The sequence below is a fragment of the Carnobacterium sp. GW821-FHT04C06 genome (genome assembly GCF_059420345.1).
On the sequence record NZ_JBWKTN010000002.1, the window covers coordinates 285,724 to 309,119 of the forward strand.

Below are 23,396 nucleotides of genomic sequence, written 5' to 3' on the forward strand. Positions count from 1 at the left end.
GAAAATAAGCATGGCACAACTTTTTTTTAAGTATGGCGCAATGAACAGTGGCAAGACGATTGAGATTTTAAAAGTAGCGCATAACTATGAAGAACAAAATAAACCCGTTGTCATTATGACTAGCGGAATAGATGATCGGGATGAAGTTGGCATCGTTTCAAGCCGAATTGGCCTTCGTAGAGAAGCTATCCCTATCTTTGACAATACAAACATTCTAAACGAAATTGAAACAATTGGCTTTAAACCAGCCTGTGTGCTGATTGATGAATCTCAATTTTTAACCAAAAAACACGTCCATGAGCTTGCGAATATTGTCGATCAATTAGATATTCCAGTCATGGCATTTGGCTTGAAAAATGATTTTAGAAATGAACTGTTTGAAGGCTCACAATATCTATTGATTTATGCAGATAAAATCGAAGAAATGAAAACGATTTGTTGGTATTGTCATAAAAAAGCCATTATGAACATGAGAATGGTTGATGGAAAACCTGTTTATACTGGCGAACAGATTCAAATTGGCGGAAACGAAGCCTACTTTCCCGTTTGTCGAAAGCACTATCACCACCCACCAATCAATTAAAGAAAACTTAAAAGGAGTGTTACCACACAATGTTTGATAAATTACAAGGCGTTGAAGGTCGCTATGAAGAACTTGGCGAATTATTAAGCGATCCAGAAGTTATTAGTGATACAAAACGCTTAATGGCATTAACAAAAGAAGAATCACAATTACGCGAAACCGTTGAAGTTTACCGTCGTTATAAAGTAGTTGTAAACGATATTGCCGATACAGAAGAAATGCTAGGAGAAAATCTAGATTCAGATATGGCTGAAATGGCCAAAGAAGAATTGTCTGATTTAAAAAAAGAAAAAGAACAAATTGAAGAAAAAATCAAAATTTTACTATTGCCAAAAGACGAAAATGATGATAAAAATATTATCATGGAAATTCGTGGCGCAGCCGGTGGCGATGAAGCAGCCTTATTTGCAGGAGATTTATTTGGGATGTACCAAAAATATGCAGAAGGCCAAGGCTGGAAAACCGAAGTGCTAGAAGCCAACATCACAGGAATCGGTGGTTATAAAGAGATTATCTTTATGATTTCAGGCAGCAACGTCTTTTCAAAATTAAAATATGAAAGTGGTGCTCACCGAGTTCAACGTGTTCCATCAACGGAATCACAAGGACGAATCCACACCTCAACGGCAACTGTTGTGGTGATGCCAGAAGCAGAAGAAGTTGAATTGGATATAGCCGATAAAGACATTCGTACAGATATCTATCACGCAAGTGGAGCGGGTGGGCAACATGTCAATAAAACTGCTTCAGCAGTACGCTTAACTCACTTGCCAACGGGAATTGCAGTTGCGATGCAGGACGAGCGGTCACAAATTAAAAATAGAGAAAAAGCGATGAAAATTTTGCGTGCACGTGTATACGATATGTTGCAAACAGAAGCTCAAAGTGAGTATGATGCCAACCGCAAGTCAGCGATTGGTACTGGGGACCGTTCCGAACGTATCCGAACGTATAATTTCCCACAAAACCGAGTAACTGATCACCGTATTGGGCTGACAATTCAAAAATTAGATCAAATTTTAGCAGGAAAGCTAGATGAAGTGATTGATGCATTAGTGGTCTTTGATCAAACCGAAAAACTGGAGCAAATGAAAAATGGCAATTAACCAAACTTATCAGGAAGTCCTTCATTGGGCTTCTTCTTTTTTAGAAGAGCATCAGCTAGATGGACGAGCAAGCGAACGCCTGTTGCTAGAACGATTAAACTGGAATAAAACGGACTTAATTCTTGCTTTCAAAACTGAAATTTCAACTGAAATAAAAAAACAACTTGAAAAAGATATGGATGCTCTCATTAATGGCGAGGCTCTGCAACATATTTTAGGCTACGAATGGTTTTATGATCGCCAATTTAAAGTGACAAAAGATACATTGATTCCTCGTCCTGAAACAGAAGAAATTATCGAAAAATTTTTAAAAATGAATGCCCCTGAAAAAGAACGTTTAGCAGTCTTAGATATCGGAACAGGAAGTGGAGCAATTGCCATTACTGTCAAAAAAGAACGTCCGCAAGATTGTGTAACAGCCGTTGATATTTCAAAAAAAGCCCTACTTGTTGCAAAAGAAAACGCGAAACTACTTGAAGCAGAGGTGCTCTTTTTGGAGGGAGATTTAACGGAACCTGTTGCAAAAAAACAATTTGATGTCGTTATTTCAAATCCTCCCTATATTTCAGAAGATGAGAAACCATTAGTTGATGAAGTCGTCTTAACAAATGAGCCTCATCTAGCACTATTTGCCAAAGAAAACGGGTTAGCTATTTACCAACGATTAGCAAAAGAATTGCCTCCTTTAATGAAACCAAAAGGTCAAATTATAGTAGAAATCGGATTTAAACAAGGAAAAGCTGTCGCTGCTCTATTCCAAGAAGCTTTCCCCGCAAGTCACGTAACAATCGAAAAAGACTTAACTGGGCATGATCGCATGATTTTTGTCCAATTGCCTTAATTTATTTAGAAAGAAGGAGTTTAAATGAAAACTCAACGATTTCAAAAAAATCAGATTACAAACGCTGCCGACTTATTAAAAGCAGGAGAATTAGTCGCTTTTCCAACGGAAACCGTCTATGGCTTAGGCGCAGATGCGATGAACGAAAAAGCTGTACAGCAAGTCTATCTAGCAAAAGGACGTCCTAGTGACAATCCCTTAATCGTTCATATCGCTGAAAAAAAAGAGTTGAATGATTTAGTTGAAGAAGTTCCAACAATTGCACAACAGCTGATGAACCGTTTTTGGCCAGGTCCATTGACGTTAATTTTCAATGCAAAAGAGGGCGTTTTTGCACCTACGGTAACAGCCGGTTTAACAAGTGTTGCAATCCGCATGCCAAACAATTCCGCAACTCTTGAGTTGATAAAAAAAGCAAACACCCCCTTAGTGGGTCCAAGTGCCAATACTTCTGGTCGCCCAAGCCCTACCACTAGTGAACATGTTTACCACGATTTAAATGGGAAAATTGCTGGGATTCTAGAAGATGGACAAACAGGGCTAGGCTTAGAGTCAACTGTTTTAGATATCACAAATCCTGAACAACCTATGATTTTACGACCAGGAGGCATCACTAAAGAGGAGATAGAAAAGGTAATTGGCTCAATCTCTATTGATCAACATTTAGTTGGAGAAAAAGAAACACCAAAAGCTCCTGGCATGAAATACACACACTATTCTCCAGCAGAACCAGTCATCATTGTAGATGGCGATAACCCAAAATGGCAAGAAGCAATTAACCATTACCTTACATTGGGCGAAAAAGTGGGATTATTAGCAAATGAAGAACGCATTTCCTATTTTCAAAATCAAGTAAGTGCTGTTTTTTCTTTGGGTAAAAAAACGAACATTGAAGATGCTTCTCACTATCTATATGCGGGTTTGCGTTTTTTTGAAAATACAGATGCAACGGTCATTTTAGCGGAAGCTTATCCTAGTAACGATTTTGGCGAAGCTTATATGAACCGATTAGAAAAATCTGCTGGAAAAAAATATTTTTAACGAACTTTTAAAGCAAAAAGTGAGAAATCTCATAAAAAAAATGCTATACTAAAGACAACTTAAAAGGGATGGAGTGTTGAAGTTGAATTTTGAAGAATTTGATCGTGAATTATGGGGCGCAATTGATCAAGAACGTGATCGTCAAGAACACAATATTGAGTTGATTGCTTCAGAAAACTTTGTTTCTAAAGCCGTTATGGCAGCACAAGGAAGTATTTTAACCAATAAGTATGCAGAAGGTTATCCTGGCAAAAGATATTACGGTGGCTGTGAGTACATAGATATCGTAGAAAATTTAGCAATAGATCGAGTAAAAGAGCTATTTGGTGCAGAATACGCAAATGTTCAACCACACTCAGGTTCACAAGCGAATATGGCTGTGTTTAATGCCTTTCTAGAACCAGGAGATACTATTTTAGGGATGGATTTGACCCATGGTGGGCATTTAACCCATGGTTCACCTGTTAACTTTAGCGGAAAAAACTATCACTTTATTGCTTACGGCGTCGACAAAGAAACGGAAATGATCGATTACGAAGAAGTTAAAAAGAAAGCCCTTGAAGGCAAACCAAAAATGATTATTGCTGGAGCAAGTGCCTACTCAAGAGCCATTGACTTCGCAAAATTCAAAGAAATCGCTGATGAAGTGGGTGCCTTTTTAATGGTCGACATGGCTCATATTGCTGGACTAGTAGCAACAGGAGATCATCAAAATCCAGTTCCTTACGCAGATGTAGTAACCTCAACAACTCATAAAACCTTACGTGGCCCTCGCGGCGGTTTGATTTTAGCCAAGGAACAATACGGAAAAGCCTTAAACAGTGCTATTTTCCCAGGAATTCAAGGTGGACCATTAGAACACGTGATTGCCGGAAAAGCAGTAGCCTTTAAAGAAGCAATGGAACCAAGCTTCAAAGCTTATACTACTCAGATCATTAAAAATGCTAAAGCAATGGAATCTGTTTTTAACGGCTCTGTGGGCCATTTGATTAGTCAAGGAACAGACAATCACTTATTGCTTTTAGATGTCACTAATTTTGGTTTAAACGGTAAAGAAGCCGAAGCCATTCTAGACAGCGTAGGCATTACTGTAAATAAGAATACCATTCCCTTCGAAACCTTAAGTCCATTTAAAACAAGCGGTATCCGAATTGGAACACCAGCCATTACAACACGAGGGTTCCTTGAAGAAGATTCAAAAGAAGTCGCTTCATTAATCGTAGCAGCCTTAACAGCTAAAGACGATACTAGTAAACTGGAAGAAATCAGCAAAGAGGTACGTGCCTTGACTGATCGCTATCCTCTTTACCCAACTGAAAAATAAAAGCTAAGACCATTCAGAGCCTCGTTTTTCTGAATGGTCTTTTTTTCAAAAAAAAACTCAAAAACACAAAGTTTTACTAGCTATATACAGTGATTTCAATTACAATAGAATTGTTTAAAAAAATTTTTAGAAAATGAGGGCTGAAAAAAATGGGTAAATTCCAAGTATTAGATCATCCGTTGATTCAACATAAGTTAACAATGATTCGCCAAACAAAAACAGGAACAAAAGTGTTTAGGGAAGTTGTTAATGAAATAGCTATGTTAATGGCTTACGAAGTTTCAAGAGATATGCCATTAGAAGATGTTGAAATCGAAACGCCTTTAGTAAAATCTGTTCAAAAACAATTATCTGGTAAAAAAGTTGCCATCGTTCCAATTTTAAGAGCCGGTCTTGGAATGGTTGACGGAATGCTTCAAATGATTCCAGCAGCTAAAGTTGGTCATATCGGGCTATACCGTGACCATGATTCATTAGAACCAGTTGAGTACTTTGTAAAACTTCCAAGTGATATTAATGAACGTCAAATGCTAGTAGTTGATCCAATGTTAGCAACAGGAGGATCTGCGATTATGGCAATTGATGCCTTAAAACGTCGTGGCGCAACAACCATTAAATTTGTTTGTCTAGTAGCAGCTCCAGAAGGCGTGAAAGCCTTACAAGAAGCTCATCCTGATGTGGATATCTACGTAGCCTCATTAGATGAAAAATTAGATGAAAACGGCTATATCGTTCCTGGATTAGGGGATGCTGGTGACCGTTTGTTTGGAACTAAATAAACGATTAAAATGATACCAAAAGTTTCTGTCAATGTTTAATTGATAGAAACTTTTTTAATAGATAAATTTTCTAAATATTGTTCATTAAGAGAAGGGGGAATTCTCTTTCTAAAAATAAAAATTAGTAAAATTTAAATAAAAATAAAGTTTAAAATATCAAAACTAAAACGCTACCATATGGGGCATACTTTCATTCGCTAACTTTGTGAAAAACAGATTAAATAAAACCCATAAACAAATAGAGAGTTTCTAATAGAAAAAATAGATAATATTAATGAATTAACGTTGGTATCAAAGCTTTTTTTTGAAAAACAGAAATGTTTTTCAAAAAGCTTTGTATTTTAGAAAGAATGGTGGTATGATAGCAAATGTTAAAGAGTGAACTTGGAAAAATGATACCTTGATAAGTTGTGAATTATCCTTTGATAGAATAAATAAAAACAAAGTTTATAATAGTAAAAGCGTTCTTATTTATGATAGAATAGAGAGGATCAACGAATGGCTTAAAAGATAAAATAAGAGGTATCATAGATTCATTTTTTCAATCATCACTCTGTTTTGTTTTACCTAACTTCGTTGGATGAAAGTTCAATTTTGGAAAAGAGGTGAAAGTTGTGGAACATAAAGCTCCAATAATTCATTTGTTTGGGTTGGGTTTCAATGTCACAAACATGATCACAGTTCTAGCTGCATGTTTGATTGTGTTTCTTGTTGTTTTCTTTTGTACAAGAAAGCTGGCAATCAAGCCAACAGGAGCTCAAAACTTTATCGAATGGATTGTGGATTTTGTTCGAACCATTATTTCAGGACCGATTTCTAGGAAAGAGGGAGAAAAATTCCAACTATTAGGTTTTACTTTGTTATTATTTGTTTTTGTATCTAATATGATGGGATTGCCTTTAATGCTAACAATCGGAGGTTATCAAGCATGGAAGAGTCCAACAGCAGACCCAATCGTCTGTCTATCATTAGCATTGATGGTCGTGTTATTGACTCACTTTTTTGGTGTTCAAGAACAAGGGTTTAAAAACTATTTCTTAAATAGTTATATCAAACCGGTATCGTTCTTACTTCCTATTAAGATATTGGAAGAATTCACGAATACATTAACGTTAGCATTGCGTCTATATGGTAACGTATATGCAGGTGAAATTCTATTAGGCTTGATTGCAAGTTTTGGTCAAAGTCACGGTATCTTAACGTGGATCATTGGGATCCCATTAGAAATGGTTTGGCAAGGTTTCTCTATCTTTATCGGAAGTATTCAAGCTTTTGTATTTACAACCTTGACAATGGTTTACATGGCACATAAAGTGCAAGCAGAAGAGTAACAATCACTAACAGTAATTAAATTTAGAAAAAGAGTGTAACACTCTTAAGGAGGAAATTTTATCATGGGTTTAATTGGAGCAGCAATCGCAGTAGCAGGAGCAGCAATCGGAGCATCATTAGGGAACGGAAAAGTTATTTCAAAAACAATCGAATCAGTAGCACGTCAACCAGAATTACAAAGTCGCTTACAAATGATGATGTTTATCGGAGTCGGTCTTATTGAAGCTGTTCCGATTATGGCAGTAGTTATTGCCTTTATCTTAGTATTTAAATAGAACGAATAAAAGGCGGAGAAAAAATTTTCATACATCTGCCTTTTTGGTTCATCTATGAATAAGTGATTAGAAGGAGTGTCGGGAATGTACGATTTAGTATTAGGAGAATCTACCAGTGCTGGAGATACAATTTTTGTCTTATTAGCCTTCTTATTGCTATTGTTAGTTCTAAAAAAGTTTGCTTGGAAACCTCTAATGGGGATTATGGAGGAACGTGAAAGGCAAATTTCGAAAAATATTGACAGTGCAGAAAACTCTCGTATTGAAGCCAATCGTTTAGCTGTTGAAGGCAAAGAAAAAATGGATGAGACTCGTAATGAAGCTTTGACTATTTTAAACAACGCTAGAGAAAATGGTGAAAGAATCAAACGTGATATGTTGGAAAAGGCGAAAGAAGATGCAGAACGCATCAAAGCTGAAGCACAGTTGGATATCGAAATGGAAAAACAAAAAGCAATAGAAAGCGTTAAAAGTGATGTGAGTCAACTATCAATGGAAATTGCAGCGAAGTTAATCGGTAAAGAACTTACAAGTGAGGGACATGCCGCTTTAATCGATGAGTACATTGAAGGGTTGGCTGATGACAAATGAAATTAAATAAGCACACAGTAGCAACTCGTTACGCAAAAGCATATTATAATTTAGCAGAAGAGCACGACTGTATCAAAGAAGCTTTTGATAATATGATGGATATTCGTCAAATTTTTGGCGAAAATCCTGGGTTGGGCTTAGTTTTATCAGATGCCAGATTAACACTTGCTCAAAAACGTCCGATTGTGGACAATTTAATTAAGAATTTTCCAGAGTTGATGCAAAACTTTGTCTTAATGATTTTTGATTATGATCGCATGGGCGACATGGAATTGATCGTGGATGAATTTGAAAAGCTTTATGACCACAAAAACCGGACAATTTTAGCGAAAGTGACAACAGCAGTGCCTTTAACAGAAGCACAAAAAACACGTTTAGCGGATGTTTTTGTAAAAAAATTAGACGGTAAAAAAGTGATTTTTGACGAAGTTGTTGATCCTGAGATTTTAGGTGGCGTAATCATCGAAGCAGAACATCAAATTTTTGATGGTAGTATTCGTTTAAATTTAGAAACATTGAAAAAACAAATTGCTAAATAAATGTAAAAGGTTGAAGAGGTGAAGAGGTAATGGGCATTAAAGCTGAAGAAATCAGTGCTCTAATTAAGCAACAAGTAGAAGGATACCGTAATGAATTAATTGTTGATGAAGTTGGAACGGTAACATATATCGGTGACGGAATCGCGCGCGCATACGGACTTGAAAATGCTATGGCTGGGGAATTATTAGAATTCTCAAATGGCGTTTTCGGAATGGCCCAAAACTTAGAGTCAAATGATGTTGGTATTATTATTTTAGGACCTTTCGAAGAAATTCGTGAAGGGGATAAAGTTAGAAGAACAGGACGTATTATGGAAGTTCCAGTTGGAGAAGCCTTAATTGGTCGTGTTGTAAATTCACTAGGACAACCAGTCGATGGACTTGGCGAAATCAAAACGTCTAAAACACGTCCTGTTGAAACCTTAGCGCCTGGCGTTATGCAACGTAAATCTGTTTCAGAACCACTTCAAACTGGATTAAAAGCGATTGATGCACTTGTTCCAATTGGTCGCGGTCAACGTGAGCTTGTTATTGGTGACCGTAAAACAGGAAAGACAAGTATTGCAATTGATACGATTATCAACCAAAAAGGCAAAGATATGATTTGTATCTATGTAGCGATTGGTCAAAAAGAATCCACTGTTCGTAACCAAGTAGAAACATTGAAAAAATTTGGTGCGATGGATTATACGATTGTCGTAACAGCTAGTGCCTCTCAACCTGCGCCAATGTTATTTATTGCACCATATTCTGGTAGTGCGATGGGTGAAGAATTTATGTACAACGGCAAACATGTCCTAATTGTTTTTGATGACTTATCAAAACAAGCAGCGGCATACCGTGAAATTTCCTTGCTTCTTCGTCGTCCTCCAGGTCGTGAAGCTTATCCAGGGGATGTCTTTTATTTACACTCACGTTTATTAGAACGTGCAGCAAAACTAAACGACGAACTAGGTGGCGGTTCAATGACAGCATTGCCTTTCGTTGAAACACAAGCAGGCGATATCTCAGCTTATATTCCAACGAACGTTATCTCGATTACAGATGGACAAATTTTCTTGGAAAGTGACTTATTCTACGCCGGTACAAGACCCGCTGTTGCAGCTGGTTTATCTGTATCACGTGTAGGTGGGGCAGCTCAAATTAAAGCGATGAAAAAAGTAGCAGGAACATTGCGTCTTGACTTAGCAAGTTTCCGTGAACTAGAAGCCTTTACTCAGTTCGGTTCAGATTTAGATGCGGCAACGCAAGCGAAGTTAAACCGTGGACGTCGTACAGTTGAAATTTTAAAACAAGACTTGCACGCGCCATTAGCTGTTGAAAAACAAGTAATGATCTTATATGCGTTGACACATGGCTTCTTGGATTCTATTCCAGTAGATGAGATTTTGCGCTTTGAACAAGAATTCTTTGATTTCTTAGATCAAGAGAAACCTGAAATATTAGCTGAAATTACTGAAACAAAAGATTTACCAGATTCTGAAAAATTAGATGCAGCAATCGTTGCTTTTAAAGAAATCTTTTTACCAATGGGTGTAACTTCAAGCTCAACAGATGAAAAAGATGAATCTGAAACAAAATAAAGGCGGTGGAGATAAATGGCAGCCTCTTTAATTGATATCAAAAAAAGAATTGCTTCAACTAAAAAGACGAGTCAAATTACAAGCGCCATGCAAATGGTTGCGGGTGCAAAATTAGGCAAAGCTGAAGATGTTGCAGCAGGTTTCCAAATCTACGCGTCAAAAGTTAGAGAAGTCGTTACCCATATGGCAGCGACTCAACTAGCTTTGATTGAAGATAGCAATTTAATCGGTTCAAACTCTGCATCTAATGTAGATTTTCACGATATGCTGATTGAAAGACCCGTGAAAAAAACTGGTTATATCGTTATTAGTTCGGATAAGGGCTTAGCTGGTAACTACAATAGTTCTGTTATTAAATCAACAGTTGATATGATTACAAAAGATCATAAATCATCTGATGAGTATGTTTTTATGGCAGTGGGTTCAGCCGCAGCGAATTTCTTTAAATCAAGAGGAATGAACTTGGCCTATGAACTACGCAATATCAGTGATCAACCTTCCTTTGAAGAAGTCAGAGAGATTGCAAGAACTGCGACAGAAATGTATAAAAATGAAGTATTTGATGAATTGTACGTTTGTTACAATCACCATATTAATTCACTCTCGTTCCAATATCGCGCTGAAAAAATGTTGCCATTAAGCGATTTGGATGCTAGCGAATCCGTTGAATATGAAGTGGAATATATCTTCGAACCTTCTAAAGAAGCAATTTTGGATATCCTATTGCCACAATATGCCGAAAGTTTGATATATGGCGCTATCTTAGATGCTAAGGCCGCGGAGCATGCTGCGAGAATGAGTGCCATGAAGAGTGCAACGGATAATGCTAAATCAATTATTGATGATTTAACCATCCATTATAACCGTGCGCGTCAAGCCGCAATCACGCAAGAAATTACGGAAATTGTCGGTGGAGCTTCGGCATTAGAATAGTTTAATAAGTGGGAGGAAAAACGAATGAGTATAGGTCAAATTGTTCAAGTAATTGGACCCGTTGTCGATGTGGAATTCCCATTAGATGGATCATTACCTGATATTAACAATGCCCTTATTGTACAAAAAATTAAAAATAAACAAGGAACAGCAGATGAAAACACTGAAACAGTGGTTTTAGAAGTTGCTTTGGAACTTGGTGACGGCGTAATCCGTACGATTGCAATGGAGTCAACAGATGGTTTACAACGTGGAATGAACGTTGTAGATACAGGAAAAGCAATTTCTGTTCCTGTAGGTAGCGAAACATTAGGTCGTGTATTTAATGTTTTAGGTGAAACAATTGATTTGAAGGAACCTTTTCCAGCTGATCACAGACGCGATGTAATTCATAGAAGCGCACCAACTTTTGATGAGTTAAGTAGCAGTACTGAAATTTTGGAAACGGGTATCAAAGTAATTGATTTACTTGCTCCATATTTAAAAGGTGGTAAAATTGGTCTTTTTGGTGGTGCCGGTGTTGGTAAAACCGTATTAATCCAAGAATTAATCCACAATATTGCTGAAGAACACGGCGGAATCTCTGTATTTGCTGGTGTAGGTGAACGTACTCGTGAAGGGAACGACTTATACTTTGAAATGAGAGAGTCTGGCGTTATTGAAAAAACAGCCATGGTATTTGGTCAAATGAATGAACCACCTGGTGCACGTATGCGTGTTGCTTTAACCGGTTTAACAATTGCTGAATATTTCCGTGATGATGAAGGTCAAGATGTTCTATTATTTATCGATAACATCTTCCGTTTCACACAAGCTGGTTCAGAAGTATCGGCTCTTTTAGGCCGTATGCCATCTGCCGTTGGGTACCAACCAACACTTGCTACTGAAATGGGTCAATTACAAGAGCGTATTACATCAACAAGAAAAGGCTCAATTACATCGATTCAAGCAATCTATGTACCAGCCGATGACTATACCGATCCAGCTCCAGCAACAGCTTTCGCCCATTTGGATGCAACAACCAACTTAGAGCGTAAATTGACTGAACAAGGGATTTATCCTGCAGTGGATCCGCTAGCATCATCCTCAAGTGCCTTAGCACCTGAAATTGTTGGCGCAGAACACTACAAAATTGCAACAGAGGTTCAACAAATTTTACAACGTTACCGTGAATTACAAGATATTATTGCCATTCTAGGGATGGATGAATTATCTGATAATGAAAAAGTTCTTGTATCACGTGCTCGTCGTATTCAATTCTTCTTATCGCAAAACTTCCATGTAGCTGAAGCCTTTACAGGACAACCAGGATCTTATGTTCCTGTTTCAGAAACAATTCGTGGATTTAAAGAAATTTTAAATGGGAAATACGATGATCTTCCAGAAGATGCATTTAGAAGTGTTGGCCGTATCGAAGAAGTTGTAGAGAAAGCCAAAGCTCAAGGTTTTGAATAAGGAGGAGTAACTATGGCTATTTTAAAAGTAAATATCGTTACCCCTGATGGCATTGTTTACAACCACCAATCTAAAATGGTTGTTGCTAAAACACTTGATGGAGAAGTGGGGATTTTACCTCAACATGCGCCTATTATTGTTCCTTTATCAATTGATGAAGTTCGTATCAAACGAGTAGATTCAGAAAACCATGAAGATGCAATCGCTGTGAATGGTGGCGTAATGGAAGTTCGTGACAATGTTTGTACGATTATTGCAGACAGTGCTGAGCGCGAACGTGACATTGATCTTGATCGCGCTGAACGAGCAAAATCAAGAGCTGAGAAACGAATTCAAGAAGCGCATGAAAAAGAAGACCGAGATGCTGTACAGCGAGCAACCGTTGCTCTTAACAAAGCAATCAATCGTATCAGTGTGTCAAAACATCGTCGCTAAAAGTTGCAAGTTGCTTCAATTAATAATATTAATTGAAGCGTACTTGTTTTTTTATTGGCATAATTTTATATTTAAAATAACAAATAAATATAAAAATATACATACAAAAGATAAAAAAATGCATAACAATACAATTAAGGCTCCCCTTAAATATTAAGAATGTTGCAAATGAAATAGGAATGATTTATTTTTTGATGTATTTATGGTAGCATATATTTAAATAACGAAAGGATGGTAGAAAAAATGAACCTTTTAGGTGTTCAAGCCATCATAGGAATTGCAACAAATATTTTTTTTATTATGGTTTCATTTTGGGCTTTAAAAGGCTTGAGAATTGAATCATGGATTAAGAAAAATCATGTCGCACAAGCACGTATTTTGTATGTTTTTTTTTCAATTACCATTGGATATACAGTCAGTAATTTTGTTTTAGAATTTTTGAATTTATCTAAAAATCTAATATTTTTACTTAATTAGATTAAATTTCCATAAGTTTTTTTACATTACTAGTTAATAATTTGTTTAAACAACGATGTTCATGATATAATGCCAAAAGTGGCATAAATCTATAATAAAATAACGTAATTTTAAATGAAAGAATTAACTGAGATTTTTCGGAGGGGTTAACATGGAAAAAATAATTGTTCGTGGCGGCAAACGTCTTGAAGGAACAGTTAAAGTAGAGGGTGCTAAAAATGCTGTTTTACCAATTTTAGCAGCGACAATTTTAGCAAGCGTTGGAGAAAGTAAATTAACAAATGTTCCAACTTTATCAGATGTATACACAATCAATGAAGTATTACACCATTTAAACTTAGATGTAGCATTTAATGAAACAGATAAAGAAGTTCAAATTAATGCAACACATGATTTGAATTTTGAAGCACCTTTTGAATATGTAAGCAAAATGCGAGCATCAATTGTTGTAATGGGTCCACTACTAGCACGTTTGGGACATGCAAAAGTAGCGTTACCTGGTGGTTGTGCGATCGGTACAAGACCAATCGATTTACATTTAAAAGGCTTTGAAGCGATGGGTGCGAGAGTACATATCGAAAATGGCTATATAGAGGCATTTGCTGATGAATTAGTAGGCGCTCGTATTTACCTTGATTTTCCAAGTGTTGGCGCAACTCAAAATATCATGATGGCAGCAACCTTAGCAAAAGGAACCACAACAATTGAAAATGTTGCAAGAGAGCCAGAAATTGTGGATCTTGCGAACTTCTTAAACCGAATGGGTGCAAAAGTTGTGGGAGCAGGAACTGAAACCATTAGAATTGAAGGCGTTGCAGAATTAACAGGCATTGAACATTCAATTATTCCTGACCGGATTGAAGCAGGAACCTTTATGATTGCTGCAGCAATGACACAAGGAAATGTTTTGGTGGAAGATGCAGTTGCAGAACATAATAAACCATTAATTTCAAAATTAAAAGAAATGAATGTAACGATTATTGAAGAAGAAAAGGGTCTACGTATTATTGGTCCTGAAAAATTAAAAGCAACGGATGTAAAAACAATGCCTCATCCTGGTTTTCCAACAGACATGCAAGCTCAAATGACGGCAATTCAATTAATGGCTGAAGGAACAAGTACGATGACTGAAACCGTTTTTGAAAATCGTTACATGCATATGGAAGAATTACGTCGCATGAATGCTCAGTTTAAAGTTGAAGGTCAATCTCTTGTTATTTATGGTCCAACAAAACTTCAAGGAGCTGAAGTAGCAGCAACCGATTTAAGAGCAGCAGCAGCTTTGATTTTAAGTGGTTTATGTTCTGAAGGTTACACTCGTGTGACTCATTTAGAGTACCTAGATCGTGGTTACTTTGAATTCCATAAAAAATTACAAGCATTAGGTGCTGATGTTGAACGTATCAATGAAGAAGAAGAGCATCTACTAAAAGAAGCAGAACTTGATCAAATTTTTGCATCATAAGAGAATTACTAGAAAAACACATCGTTAAGATGTGTTTTTTTTTAGAAAATATTCATAAAATCACGGTTTCCCATTAAGATAAGTTATGCTATAATAGAAAATTAGATGGCTACATAAATAGATAGCCTAAAAATGAACAAGAGCTTTGAGAGGAGAACAAAGATAATGGCGAAAGATATTGGGATAGATTTAGGGACAGCAAATGTATTAATACATGTGAAAGGCAAGGGGATTGTTTTAAATGAACCTGCTGTAGTTGCAGTTGATACCGCAACAAATCAAGTACTAGCTGTTGGAGAAGAAGCATATCGTATGGTTGGGCGTACTCCAGGAAATATTCGTGCGATTCGTCCTCTTGAAGATGGAGTAATTGCTGATTTTGATATTACTGAAGCAATGCTTTCATATTTTATTGATAAATTAAACGTAAAAGGGTTTTTATCAAAACCAAACATTTTAATCTGCTGTCCTACAAACATTACTTCAATTGAGCAAAAAGCCATTATTCAAGCTGCTGAAAAAAGCGGTGGTAAAAATGTGTACCTTGAAGAAGAGCCAAAAGTAGCAGCAATCGGTGCTGGAATGGATATTTTCCAACCTAGCGGCAACATGGTCATTGATATTGGCGGAGGAACAAGTGATATTGCAGTTCTTTCAATGGGAGATATTGTGACAAGTCGTTCACTTAAATTAGCTGGCGATAAATTAGACAGTGAAATCACTCAATATGTGAAGAAAAAATACAAATTGTTGATTGGTGAACGTACTGCAGAATCTATCAAAATTGAAATTGGAACAGTTTTCCCTAACAATCGTGATGACTCAATGGACGTTAGAGGTCGTGATATGGTAAGTGGATTACCAAGAACGATTACCATCACTTCTGCAGAAGTGCAAGAAGCTTTGAATGAATCAATGATGTTGATTGTTCAACAAGCAAAAGATGTTCTAGAACAAACTCCTCCTGAATTATCAGCAGATATTATCGACCGTGGTGTCATTTTAACGGGCGGAGGAGCTTTGCTAGATGGGATTGACCAATTATTCGCAGAAGAGCTTAAAGTTCCTGTATTTGCTGCAGAACATCCATTAGATGCAGTTGCGCTTGGAACTGGAATTTTACTTGAAAACATAAATAAAAAACGTCGTTAAAGCAAACTTTCTTATGAGAGTAATTGATTGAAGAGGTGTTACGTTGAAAGAGAATAAAATAAGAACTACTCCAATGCCCTTTGCATTGAAAGTATTGATTGTGCTTGTCTTGATCATAATGACCTTTTTAATAGGAGCAATGATTGGCTTTGGTGTTTTAGGGGATGGCAATCCTTTTGCAATTTTTAGTGGTGCAACATGGAAGCACATTTTCAGTTATTTTAGTAAGGGAATTTAATATTGTTTTAGCTAGAGCTACTTAACAAATTTGTTAAGTAGCTTTTTTTAATGAGATGAGATAAAAATGCGGATAGTTAGACTAGACAGAAAAAAGGAGTGAACAAAATGAATCAAGTATCATTGATAGGAAGAATTGTAAGAGAAGTTGAAATACAACAGGTAGGGAATGGAAGTCAAGTCATCAATAATACATTAGCCATTCAAAGAATATATAAAAAAGATAAAAAACAAGAAGCTGATTTTATTCCATTTGTTGCTTGGGGACCAGTAGCTAAAATTATTGCAGATAATTGTGAAAAGGGTGTTCAGCTTGGCTTAAGTGGCCGCATGCAGTCTAGAACGTATTTGAATAAGGAAGACGAGACCGTTTTTGCAGTAGAACTTCGAGTGGAAGAAGTCAGTTTGATTCTTAAGAAAAAATCAGAAGAGACAGCAAAAATGGCTACCAATGACAAATAAGTCCTGAAATTGTCCTATAAGTATGAAAAGATTATGAAGAAAGCTAGACTCTTTAGGTTTCGCCTTTTGTTGTTGAGGTAAAAATAGTATAATGAAAACAAGTGGAGAAACTGAAAAGAGGGATTAGATGAAAATATTAATGATTGAAGACAACCAATCTGTCTGTGAAATGATGGAAATGTTTTTCTTAAAAGAAGATTGGGATGCACTGTTTAAACAAGATGGAAAAGAAGGTTTAGATGCATTTTTGACACAACCTAATGCTTGGGATATTATTACCTTAGATTTAAATTTACCTACAATGGATGGTATTCAAATTTGCCGTGAAATTCGAAAAGTTTCAAAAACAGTTCCAATTATTATGTTGACTGCTAAAGATTCAGAAAGCGATCAAGTAATTGGGTTAGAAATGGGAGCTGATGATTATGTAACAAAACCATTTAGCCCGCTAACCTTAATTGCACGAATCAAAGCACTTCATCGTCGAGCAGATTTAGGACATGAGGAAGGTATGGAAAGCTCAGCAAAAAATGCAGATTTTGAAGTTGAAACAGATCACCTTAAAATTAATACTAAAACTAGAGAAGCCTTTTTGTATCATAAACCAATTGAAGGACTCACACCAAAAGAATTTGAATTGTTATATACGCTTGCTAAAAATCCTAAACAAGTCTTTTCAAGAGAACAACTATTAACGATTGTTTGGGATTATCAATACTATGGAGATGAACGAACGGTTGATGCCCATATTAAAAAGCTGCGTCAAAAAATTGAAAAAACAGGTCCACAAGTGATTCAAACAGTTTGGGGTGTTGGATACAAATTTGATGACACTGGAGTTGAGTAGTATTGAAATACCTTTATCAACAAATGTTGGCATTTTTTGCAGTAATTTTGACCATTTTAGTCATTATTGGCATTTCGTTTTCAAATTTTGCTAGTAGTACAGTCTATAAAAATACTGAAAAACAATTATATGGCTACGCACAATCCGTAATCGATGATGGCTTGATTAACCAAGTGGATTTAATTCAAGTCGTTTTAAAAAGCCAAAATGTCAATATGTCTATTTTTAATGAAGAAAAAGAAATGATTGCCCCTAAACAAGAACAAAATTATTCTTTAAATATTTCTGAAAAGGATTGGAAGGCATTGCAAGCAGGAAACCAGATTGCCTCTTCAATTAACAATACTGATTTTTTAGGAAATAAAGTCGAACAGATTAGAGTTTTTCAACCATTCTTTAAACGTGATACAGGAAAATTTGCTGGTGTAGTAGCGGTTGAAGCACCAGTGAGTGGAGTTGAATCTAGCATTAAAGATCTAAAACATAACTTATTTATTGCATTGTTACTTTCCAGTATTGGAGCGATGTTCTTAAGTTTCTTTTTGGCAAAATATCAAGTCAATCGAATCAACCGAATGCGAAAGGCAACTCATCGTATTTCCCAAGGAGATTTTGATGTTTATTTAGAAAACAAAGACCGTGATGAATTTGATGATTTGGCAGAAGATTTTAATGGAATGGCGCGTTCTCTAAAAGCTTCTCATGAAGAAATTGAGCGTCAGGAGAATCGGAGACGTCAATTTATGGCAGACGCAGCGCATGAGATGCGAACACCTTTAACAACGATTAATGGCTTATTAGAAGGATTAGAATACGATATGATTCCAGAAAATCAGAAAAAACGTAGTATTCAGCTGATGCAAAATGAAACGAGAAGACTGATCCGTCTAGTAAATGAAAATCTGGATTATGAAAAAATTCGTTCAAACCAAATTAGTTTAACAAAACAAACCTTCAATGCAGAAGAAGCTTTGACTGTAATCGTAGAGCAGTTAAAGAATAAGGCGAACGATGCTGGAAATCAATTAGAATTAAATTGTCCAGCAGATTTGACAGTATATGCTGACTACGACCGATTCGTTCAAATTATTGTAAATATTCTTCAAAATGCAATCCAATTTACAACTGATGGCAGTATTGTTATCAATGGTTCAAAAACTTTAACTGAAACCATTATTGAAATCCAAGATACTGGAATTGGAATGACTGCAGAAGAAGTTGAAAATATTTGGGAACGGTATTACAAAGCAGATGTCTCCAGGAAAAATACCAAATATGGTGAATCTGGATTAGGTTTGGCAATTGTCCAACAATTGATGAATTTACATCAAGCTAAAGTGACGGTAACGAGTGAAAAAGGTTCTGGAACAACTTTTAAACTTGCATTTCCAATTGAAACAAATGACTAAAAAAGGATGAGAAATAAAATTCTCATCCTTTTTGCTTGTATAAATTAGGCTGTGTATTAAATTAAAAAAAGTATAATAATTTACAATTAACTAATTTTTATGCTATAGTTACGGCACTTTAACAAGGATTAATAAAAAATTTAAAGGAGCGTATTTTTATGCCATTTACAATTATTGAATCTCCAGATCAACTTATTATTGGATTCTCCACTCCGATTGTTGTGCCAAGCAATCCAAGTGAGTTTCCTGCTATGAGCGATAAGAAATTGCAGCAACTTGAAGTGTTAAAAAAAGATAAAGCACAATTAATGGAATACGCACTTGATACTCATTTCTATGCTGTTAATAATGCAAGCTCAGGAGACCCCAACTACTTAGTTGGAGTTAAAGCTAGTTCTAAAGATCCAAATCAAGAAAGTTTTACCGTACCTACTGGATCGTATGCCATTTTTAAAACAACAGTCAAAAATCGTATAGAAGCAGATCAATTTATTGGTGCCTCTTACGGAGAAGTTTATCAATCAGCAGAGTTTCAAATCAATGGTAATTTTAATGTAGAAGTTGTTGATGACTTTATTCAAGATTCAGCAGTTGAATTTTCAGTGTGGATTCCTGTTGCAGATAAAGTGCAATTTTAAAAAAAAATAAAGAGTGATAAAAATCAAATTGATTTTTATCACTCTTTATTTAGTTATCGAAAGAATTTAGATGAAAATCTTTCTCATGAAACGTGTCATCACTTTGTTCAGCAATTTTATTAGAATTGGTTAGTAAAATAAAAGTGACGCCTCGGTCCTTAACAAAATTTTTAAAAATAAGTAACCAATTTAATTGCTCAGTTTCTGATAAAAACTCGATCCAAGAATCAACGATAATTATTTTTTTGCCACTGAAAATAGCTGAAATAAGTTGCACCTCTTTTAATTGAGTTGCGGTTAACTCTTGAATTGGTTTATGAGCTAATTTATAGGAAATATTCATTTCTTCTAAAGCATCCAGAATTAAAAAATCACTATTTCTTAATTTAGGTTTTGCTAATTTTAAACTTAATTTGATATTTTGAAAAGTTGATAAATAAGGAATAAAGGTCGAATCCGTTAAAATATAACCAACAGGAATTTTTTGTTTTTTTAAATAAGTTATAAGGTTTTTAGGTAGTGTAGAAATGGATTGTGAGGGTGTACTTATTTGATAAATACCGTTCTGTTTGAAAGGATTAAGAACACTATGAGGGAGTTGAGAGCAGTCAGTTGCCATTGTAAAACCTCCTTTGAAAAGTAACTAAAATGAGTGGCTTTTTTGAACAAAATATAAAGCTGGTAAAATTAAACTACTTGCAATAAAAGCATTAATTAATAAAACAAAACCTAAGTAATTTTGGACAGTAGTCGCAAAATTAACGGTAAAATTTTCTTCGGAATTAACAATCGGTAAAACCGTATTAAATCGAGTTACATTGATTTCGCTATCAGATTGGTTAGGCTCAGCACTTATTTGAGATTTCTGTTGCTTAGCAGTCATAGCTACCTGATCGCTATGAATCAAATTCAATTCAAGTTGTTGAATCTGATTTGTAATCGGACGGGCAAAGAAGCTTAAGAGAATCATCAAACTTAACAACGCAACATTTAAAATAATTCCATTTTCTAATATAATCTGTGTAAAAACCTTTTTTTTCTTTTCTCCAATTAATATAAAATTTTGCAATTCTTTCTTTCGTTGGTATAAAAAGAAAGAGTGAAGTAAAAGTAGTAAAATGATAGATACGATAGCTATTAGTAACAAGTAGTGATTCAGTGTTTGCTTTTGTTGAGTAATAGTTGAGACTAGTACTTTGAAAGATGGCGTAGTTGTAATCTGATTTTTTTGATTGAAACTTAAAGCATCATTTAAATAATTTAGGGAATTGCTCAGTTTATTTTGGATAGAAAAGAGAACATAAAAAGCGCAAGCGATGCCAGCATAGACTAAAAAAAGGAGGCTATTTTTAAGAGGACGATGTTGAATACTTAAAAAGGCTCGTTCAATCAATGACATATAAAGTTGCTCCTTTCTATTTCCAATTGTTACAATTATTATATAAAAGAGTTGTGAAAAAAGTGTGAATAGAGAATGTTTTTTCTGGTAAAACAAGAATTGAAAGTATATAAAAAAGTGAGAGATTCAAGAATAATTTCTTAAATCTCTCACTTTTGAAATTGTTAGTCAAGTGCTGCATGCATCCCTGCGATGCGTCCGGTAACAAAAGCTGCTGTAATATTATAACCACCAGTATATCCATTGACATCAAGAATTTCACCAGTAAAATACAAGCCTCTTTTGAATTTGCTTTCCATTGTTTTGGGATTGATTTCTTTTGTATTGATTCCACCACCCGTAACAAAAGCTTTTTCTAAAGGATGTGTTCCATTAGCAGTAAAACGGAAGTCTTTTAAAAAGTTACAAAATGATTTTAACTGTTCGGATGTCATCTGTTTTAAAGGCATATTTTCATCTAAGTTTAAGCGTTGGAAACTGAAAAGTAAATAACGTTCAAAGACCAGTCCTTTTAACGCATTTTTTACACTTTTATCGCCATCGTTTTTTAGTAGTTTTTGAAGTTCTTGCTCAACTTGACCGATGCTTAAATCCGGTAAGACATCTAGTTTCATGGTTACTTCTTCCGATTTATCGCGAGTCATTGTTTGATGGACAAACATTGAACAGCGCAAGGCTGCTGGACCAGAAACTCCGAAATGAGTAAAAATCATATCCATTTGGTGGGTGATAACGATTTTTTCTTTTTTATTTAAGACACTTAATGCTACATTACGCAAAGATAATCCTTGAAGAGTTTTATCTTGAATAAAGGGTTCGTCAGATAAAATAGGAGCTTCGGTTGGGTAAAGCGTCTTTAGTGTATGACCTGCTTTTTTAGCCCATTTGTAGCCATCCCCTGTTGAACCTGTACGAGGCATGGCACGACCACCGGTGGATAAAATCACTTTGTCAGCTGTTAAAGTACTGCCATCAAGAAGAAGTACACCAGTTACAGCATCTTCACTATAAAGAACCGTTTCTACTGGATTTTCAGTAATAATGTCAACCCCTAGTTGTTCCATTTTTGTTTGCAATGCTTCTAGGATCGTTTTTGATTTATCTGTAACGGGAAACATTCTGCCGTGATCTTCTTCTTTTAAACGAACGCCATTTGATTCAAAAAAATTGATAATATCATAGTTATCAAATTGGTGAAAAGCGCTATATAAAAAGCGACCATTGCCAGGGATATGCTGAATGATTTCGTCGGCATCACGATTGTTAGTTACATTACAACGTCCGCCACCTGTTACAAGTAGTTTGCGTCCTAATTTTTTATTTTTTTCAATTACAGTCACTTTTGCGTTATTTTCTGCAGCGGCTATAGCAGCCATCATGCCACTGGTGCCACCGCCAACAACGATTACGTGGGGGTTCGTCATGAATCGTTCCTCATTTCTTCATAAGTTCTTCTATCAATGTAGCATATTTTTTACTAAAAAGAAAAGCAACCTTCATTAATTTGAAAATTTTATTAAGTTTCCACAGTAATTTCTTGTTGTGTGAACGTTTTCTCTGTTATGATGAATAGATAAGTTTATTTTTAGAGGAAAGAGGTTTAGTATGGATATTTTAATTGCAATGATACCCGCAATAGCATGGGGAAGTATCGGTTTGGTAAGTAATAAAGTCGGTGGAACTGCTTATAATCAAACACTTGGAATGACTATTGGCGCATTTATTTTTTCAATTGGAATTTATTTTGTTTACCAACCTGCGATAGATATGAAAGTTATGATTGCAGGAGTATTGTCGGGCTTATTTTGGGTACTTGGTCAACAGCAACAATTTCAAAGTATGAAATATATGGGCGTCTCAGGGGCCTTACCTATTTCAACTGGAGGTCAATTGATTGCGAATACATTGGCTGGTGCTATTTTATTTGGAGAATGGCAAACGACGAGAGATTTTAGTATTGGAACGATAGCCTTAATTATTTTGATTTTAGGTGCCAGATTTACAGCTGTAACAGATCATAAAGAAGAAGGAGAAAATCACCAATTGAAAAAAGGATTGCAAGCAATTGCTATCTCAACGATTGGGTATGCCTTGTACACGATTACCGTTAAAGCTGCAAATGTAGATGCTATGGCAGTTATCTTACCTCAATCAGTAGGTATGCTAATTGGTGCAATTATTTTCTCTATTAAACAAGATGTTTTGAACAAATATACGGCTCGTAATTTGATTACAGGTTTGCTGTGGGCAATTGGAAATATTTTTATGCTGATAGCTATGAAAAAAATCGGTTTAGCCGTTAGTTTTTCACTTTCTCAAACAGGAATTATTATTTCAACATTAGGTGGAATTTGGTTGTTAGGTGAAAAGAAAACCAAACGTGAATTTCGCTATGTCATTATAGGCTGCTTATTAGTGATTGCTGGTGGCATGCTACTAGGATATTTGAAAGCATAAACCTTTTTAATTGAATGTGTAATTTATAGAAAAATT

26 protein-coding genes are annotated in these 23,396 nt (G+C 35.6%); 23 read left to right on the forward strand and 3 right to left on the reverse strand.

Annotated features, from left to right (window positions below; genetic code table 11):
* The first annotated feature begins 10 nt into the window (after positions 1 to 10).
* The 22 genes from AC07SW_RS04685 (at position 11) to AC07SW_RS04790 (ending at position 19,504) form a co-directional block, all read left to right on the forward strand.
* On the forward strand, positions 11 to 583 hold the full coding sequence (locus AC07SW_RS04685; protein ID WP_034571101.1) for a thymidine kinase: 573 nt from the start codon (positions 11 to 13) through the stop codon (positions 581 to 583).
* Between the two features lie 29 nt (positions 584 to 612).
* Positions 613 to 1,689 carry a peptide chain release factor 1 gene (prfA, locus tag AC07SW_RS04690; protein ID WP_034571099.1) on the forward strand — a complete coding sequence of 359 codons (1,077 nt, stop codon included), beginning with the start codon at positions 613 to 615 and terminating at the stop codon, positions 1,687 to 1,689.
* A complete protein-coding gene (gene prmC / locus AC07SW_RS04695) occupies positions 1,679 to 2,530 on the forward strand; it encodes a peptide chain release factor N(5)-glutamine methyltransferase (protein ID WP_494632352.1) in 852 nt (283 codons plus the stop codon). The genes prfA and prmC overlap by 11 nt, the downstream gene beginning before the upstream one ends.
* A 24-nt stretch (positions 2,531 to 2,554) precedes the next feature.
* The gene (locus AC07SW_RS04700) at positions 2,555 to 3,571 is read left to right on the forward strand and encodes an L-threonylcarbamoyladenylate synthase (RefSeq protein ID WP_494632353.1); all 1,017 of its coding nucleotides are present in this window, start codon (positions 2,555 to 2,557) and stop codon (positions 3,569 to 3,571) included.
* A gap of 82 nt (positions 3,572 to 3,653) precedes the next feature.
* Positions 3,654 to 4,895, forward strand: coding sequence for a serine hydroxymethyltransferase (glyA, locus tag AC07SW_RS04705; protein WP_494632354.1), 1,242 nt, complete (start codon positions 3,654 to 3,656; stop codon positions 4,893 to 4,895).
* Positions 4,896 to 5,044: 149 nt separating this feature from the next.
* Complete coding sequence (gene upp / locus AC07SW_RS04710; protein ID WP_034571091.1) at positions 5,045 to 5,674, forward strand: uracil phosphoribosyltransferase; 630 nt, start codon at positions 5,045 to 5,047, stop codon at positions 5,672 to 5,674.
* Positions 5,675 to 6,288: 614 nt separating this feature from the next.
* Positions 6,289 to 7,005 carry a F0F1 ATP synthase subunit A gene (atpB, locus tag AC07SW_RS04715; protein ID WP_034571068.1) on the forward strand — a complete coding sequence of 239 codons (717 nt, stop codon included), beginning with the start codon at positions 6,289 to 6,291 and terminating at the stop codon, positions 7,003 to 7,005.
* Between the two features lie 63 nt (positions 7,006 to 7,068).
* Positions 7,069 to 7,281, forward strand: coding sequence for a F0F1 ATP synthase subunit C (gene atpE, locus AC07SW_RS04720; RefSeq protein WP_010054312.1), 213 nt, complete (start codon positions 7,069 to 7,071; stop codon positions 7,279 to 7,281).
* Between the two features lie 84 nt (positions 7,282 to 7,365).
* On the forward strand, positions 7,366 to 7,872 hold the full coding sequence (atpF, locus tag AC07SW_RS04725; protein ID WP_034571065.1) for a F0F1 ATP synthase subunit B: 507 nt from the start codon (positions 7,366 to 7,368) through the stop codon (positions 7,870 to 7,872).
* On the forward strand, positions 7,869 to 8,411 hold the full coding sequence (atpH, locus tag AC07SW_RS04730) for an ATP synthase F1 subunit delta (protein WP_034571062.1): 543 nt from the start codon (positions 7,869 to 7,871) through the stop codon (positions 8,409 to 8,411). The genes atpF and atpH overlap by 4 nt, the downstream gene beginning before the upstream one ends.
* A 29-nt stretch (positions 8,412 to 8,440) precedes the next feature.
* A complete protein-coding gene (atpA, locus tag AC07SW_RS04735; RefSeq protein WP_034571059.1) occupies positions 8,441 to 9,994 on the forward strand; it encodes a F0F1 ATP synthase subunit alpha in 1,554 nt (517 codons plus the stop codon).
* A 15-nt stretch (positions 9,995 to 10,009) separates the two neighbouring features.
* Entirely contained in the window at positions 10,010 to 10,927 is a 918-nt protein-coding gene (locus AC07SW_RS04740) for a F0F1 ATP synthase subunit gamma (protein WP_034571056.1), read from the forward strand.
* Positions 10,928 to 10,951: 24 nt separating this feature from the next.
* Positions 10,952 to 12,382: a F0F1 ATP synthase subunit beta gene (gene atpD / locus AC07SW_RS04745; RefSeq protein WP_034571053.1), complete on the forward strand. Its 1,431-nt coding sequence runs from the start codon at positions 10,952 to 10,954 to the stop codon at positions 12,380 to 12,382.
* A gap of 12 nt (positions 12,383 to 12,394) precedes the next feature.
* Positions 12,395 to 12,817 carry a F0F1 ATP synthase subunit epsilon gene (locus AC07SW_RS04750; protein WP_034571050.1) on the forward strand — a complete coding sequence of 141 codons (423 nt, stop codon included), beginning with the start codon at positions 12,395 to 12,397 and terminating at the stop codon, positions 12,815 to 12,817.
* A gap of 243 nt (positions 12,818 to 13,060) precedes the next feature.
* The gene (locus AC07SW_RS04755) at positions 13,061 to 13,294 is read left to right on the forward strand and encodes a DUF1146 family protein (protein ID WP_034571047.1); all 234 of its coding nucleotides are present in this window, start codon (positions 13,061 to 13,063) and stop codon (positions 13,292 to 13,294) included.
* A gap of 151 nt (positions 13,295 to 13,445) precedes the next feature.
* Positions 13,446 to 14,759, forward strand: coding sequence for a UDP-N-acetylglucosamine 1-carboxyvinyltransferase (gene murA / locus AC07SW_RS04760; protein WP_119907708.1), 1,314 nt, complete (start codon positions 13,446 to 13,448; stop codon positions 14,757 to 14,759).
* Between the two features lie 165 nt (positions 14,760 to 14,924).
* Entirely contained in the window at positions 14,925 to 15,911 is a 987-nt protein-coding gene (locus tag AC07SW_RS04765; RefSeq protein ID WP_034571040.1) for a rod shape-determining protein, read from the forward strand.
* A gap of 43 nt (positions 15,912 to 15,954) precedes the next feature.
* A complete protein-coding gene (locus AC07SW_RS04770) occupies positions 15,955 to 16,149 on the forward strand; it encodes a DNA-directed RNA polymerase subunit beta (RefSeq protein ID WP_034571037.1) in 195 nt (64 codons plus the stop codon).
* Between the two features lie 107 nt (positions 16,150 to 16,256).
* A complete protein-coding gene (locus AC07SW_RS04775; RefSeq protein WP_034571034.1) occupies positions 16,257 to 16,610 on the forward strand; it encodes a single-stranded DNA-binding protein in 354 nt (117 codons plus the stop codon).
* 127 nt (positions 16,611 to 16,737) lie between these two features.
* Positions 16,738 to 17,457, forward strand: coding sequence for a winged helix-turn-helix domain-containing protein (locus AC07SW_RS04780; RefSeq protein ID WP_034571031.1), 720 nt, complete (start codon positions 16,738 to 16,740; stop codon positions 17,455 to 17,457).
* 23 nt (positions 17,458 to 17,480) lie between these two features.
* Positions 17,481 to 18,866, forward strand: coding sequence for an ATP-binding protein (locus tag AC07SW_RS04785; RefSeq protein ID WP_413489700.1), 1,386 nt, complete (start codon positions 17,481 to 17,483; stop codon positions 18,864 to 18,866).
* A 158-nt stretch (positions 18,867 to 19,024) separates the two neighbouring features.
* Positions 19,025 to 19,504: an effector binding domain-containing protein gene (locus AC07SW_RS04790; RefSeq protein ID WP_135022589.1), complete on the forward strand. Its 480-nt coding sequence runs from the start codon at positions 19,025 to 19,027 to the stop codon at positions 19,502 to 19,504.
* A gap of 49 nt (positions 19,505 to 19,553) precedes the next feature.
* Here AC07SW_RS04790 and AC07SW_RS04795 read toward each other — a convergent pair whose 3' ends face one another.
* The 3 genes from AC07SW_RS04795 to AC07SW_RS04805 all read right to left on the reverse strand — a co-directional run bounded on the left by AC07SW_RS04795 (position 19,554) and on the right by AC07SW_RS04805 (position 22,327).
* The gene (locus AC07SW_RS04795) at positions 19,554 to 20,123 is read right to left on the reverse strand and encodes a P-loop NTPase family protein (protein ID WP_051915660.1); all 570 of its coding nucleotides are present in this window, start codon (positions 20,121 to 20,123) and stop codon (positions 19,554 to 19,556) included.
* A 24-nt stretch (positions 20,124 to 20,147) separates the two neighbouring features.
* Positions 20,148 to 20,903 carry an FtsX-like permease family protein gene (locus AC07SW_RS04800; protein ID WP_135022590.1) on the reverse strand — a complete coding sequence of 252 codons (756 nt, stop codon included), beginning with the start codon at positions 20,901 to 20,903 and terminating at the stop codon, positions 20,148 to 20,150.
* 164 nt (positions 20,904 to 21,067) lie between these two features.
* Positions 21,068 to 22,327: a BaiN/RdsA family NAD(P)/FAD-dependent oxidoreductase gene (locus tag AC07SW_RS04805; RefSeq protein ID WP_494632357.1), complete on the reverse strand. Its 1,260-nt coding sequence runs from the start codon at positions 22,325 to 22,327 to the stop codon at positions 21,068 to 21,070.
* 181 nt (positions 22,328 to 22,508) lie between these two features.
* On the opposite strand from AC07SW_RS04805, the gene AC07SW_RS04810 reads away from it, so the two are divergent.
* The gene (locus AC07SW_RS04810) at positions 22,509 to 23,360 is read left to right on the forward strand and encodes a GRP family sugar transporter (RefSeq protein WP_119907711.1); all 852 of its coding nucleotides are present in this window, start codon (positions 22,509 to 22,511) and stop codon (positions 23,358 to 23,360) included.
* Positions 23,361 to 23,396 lie beyond the last annotated feature (36 nt).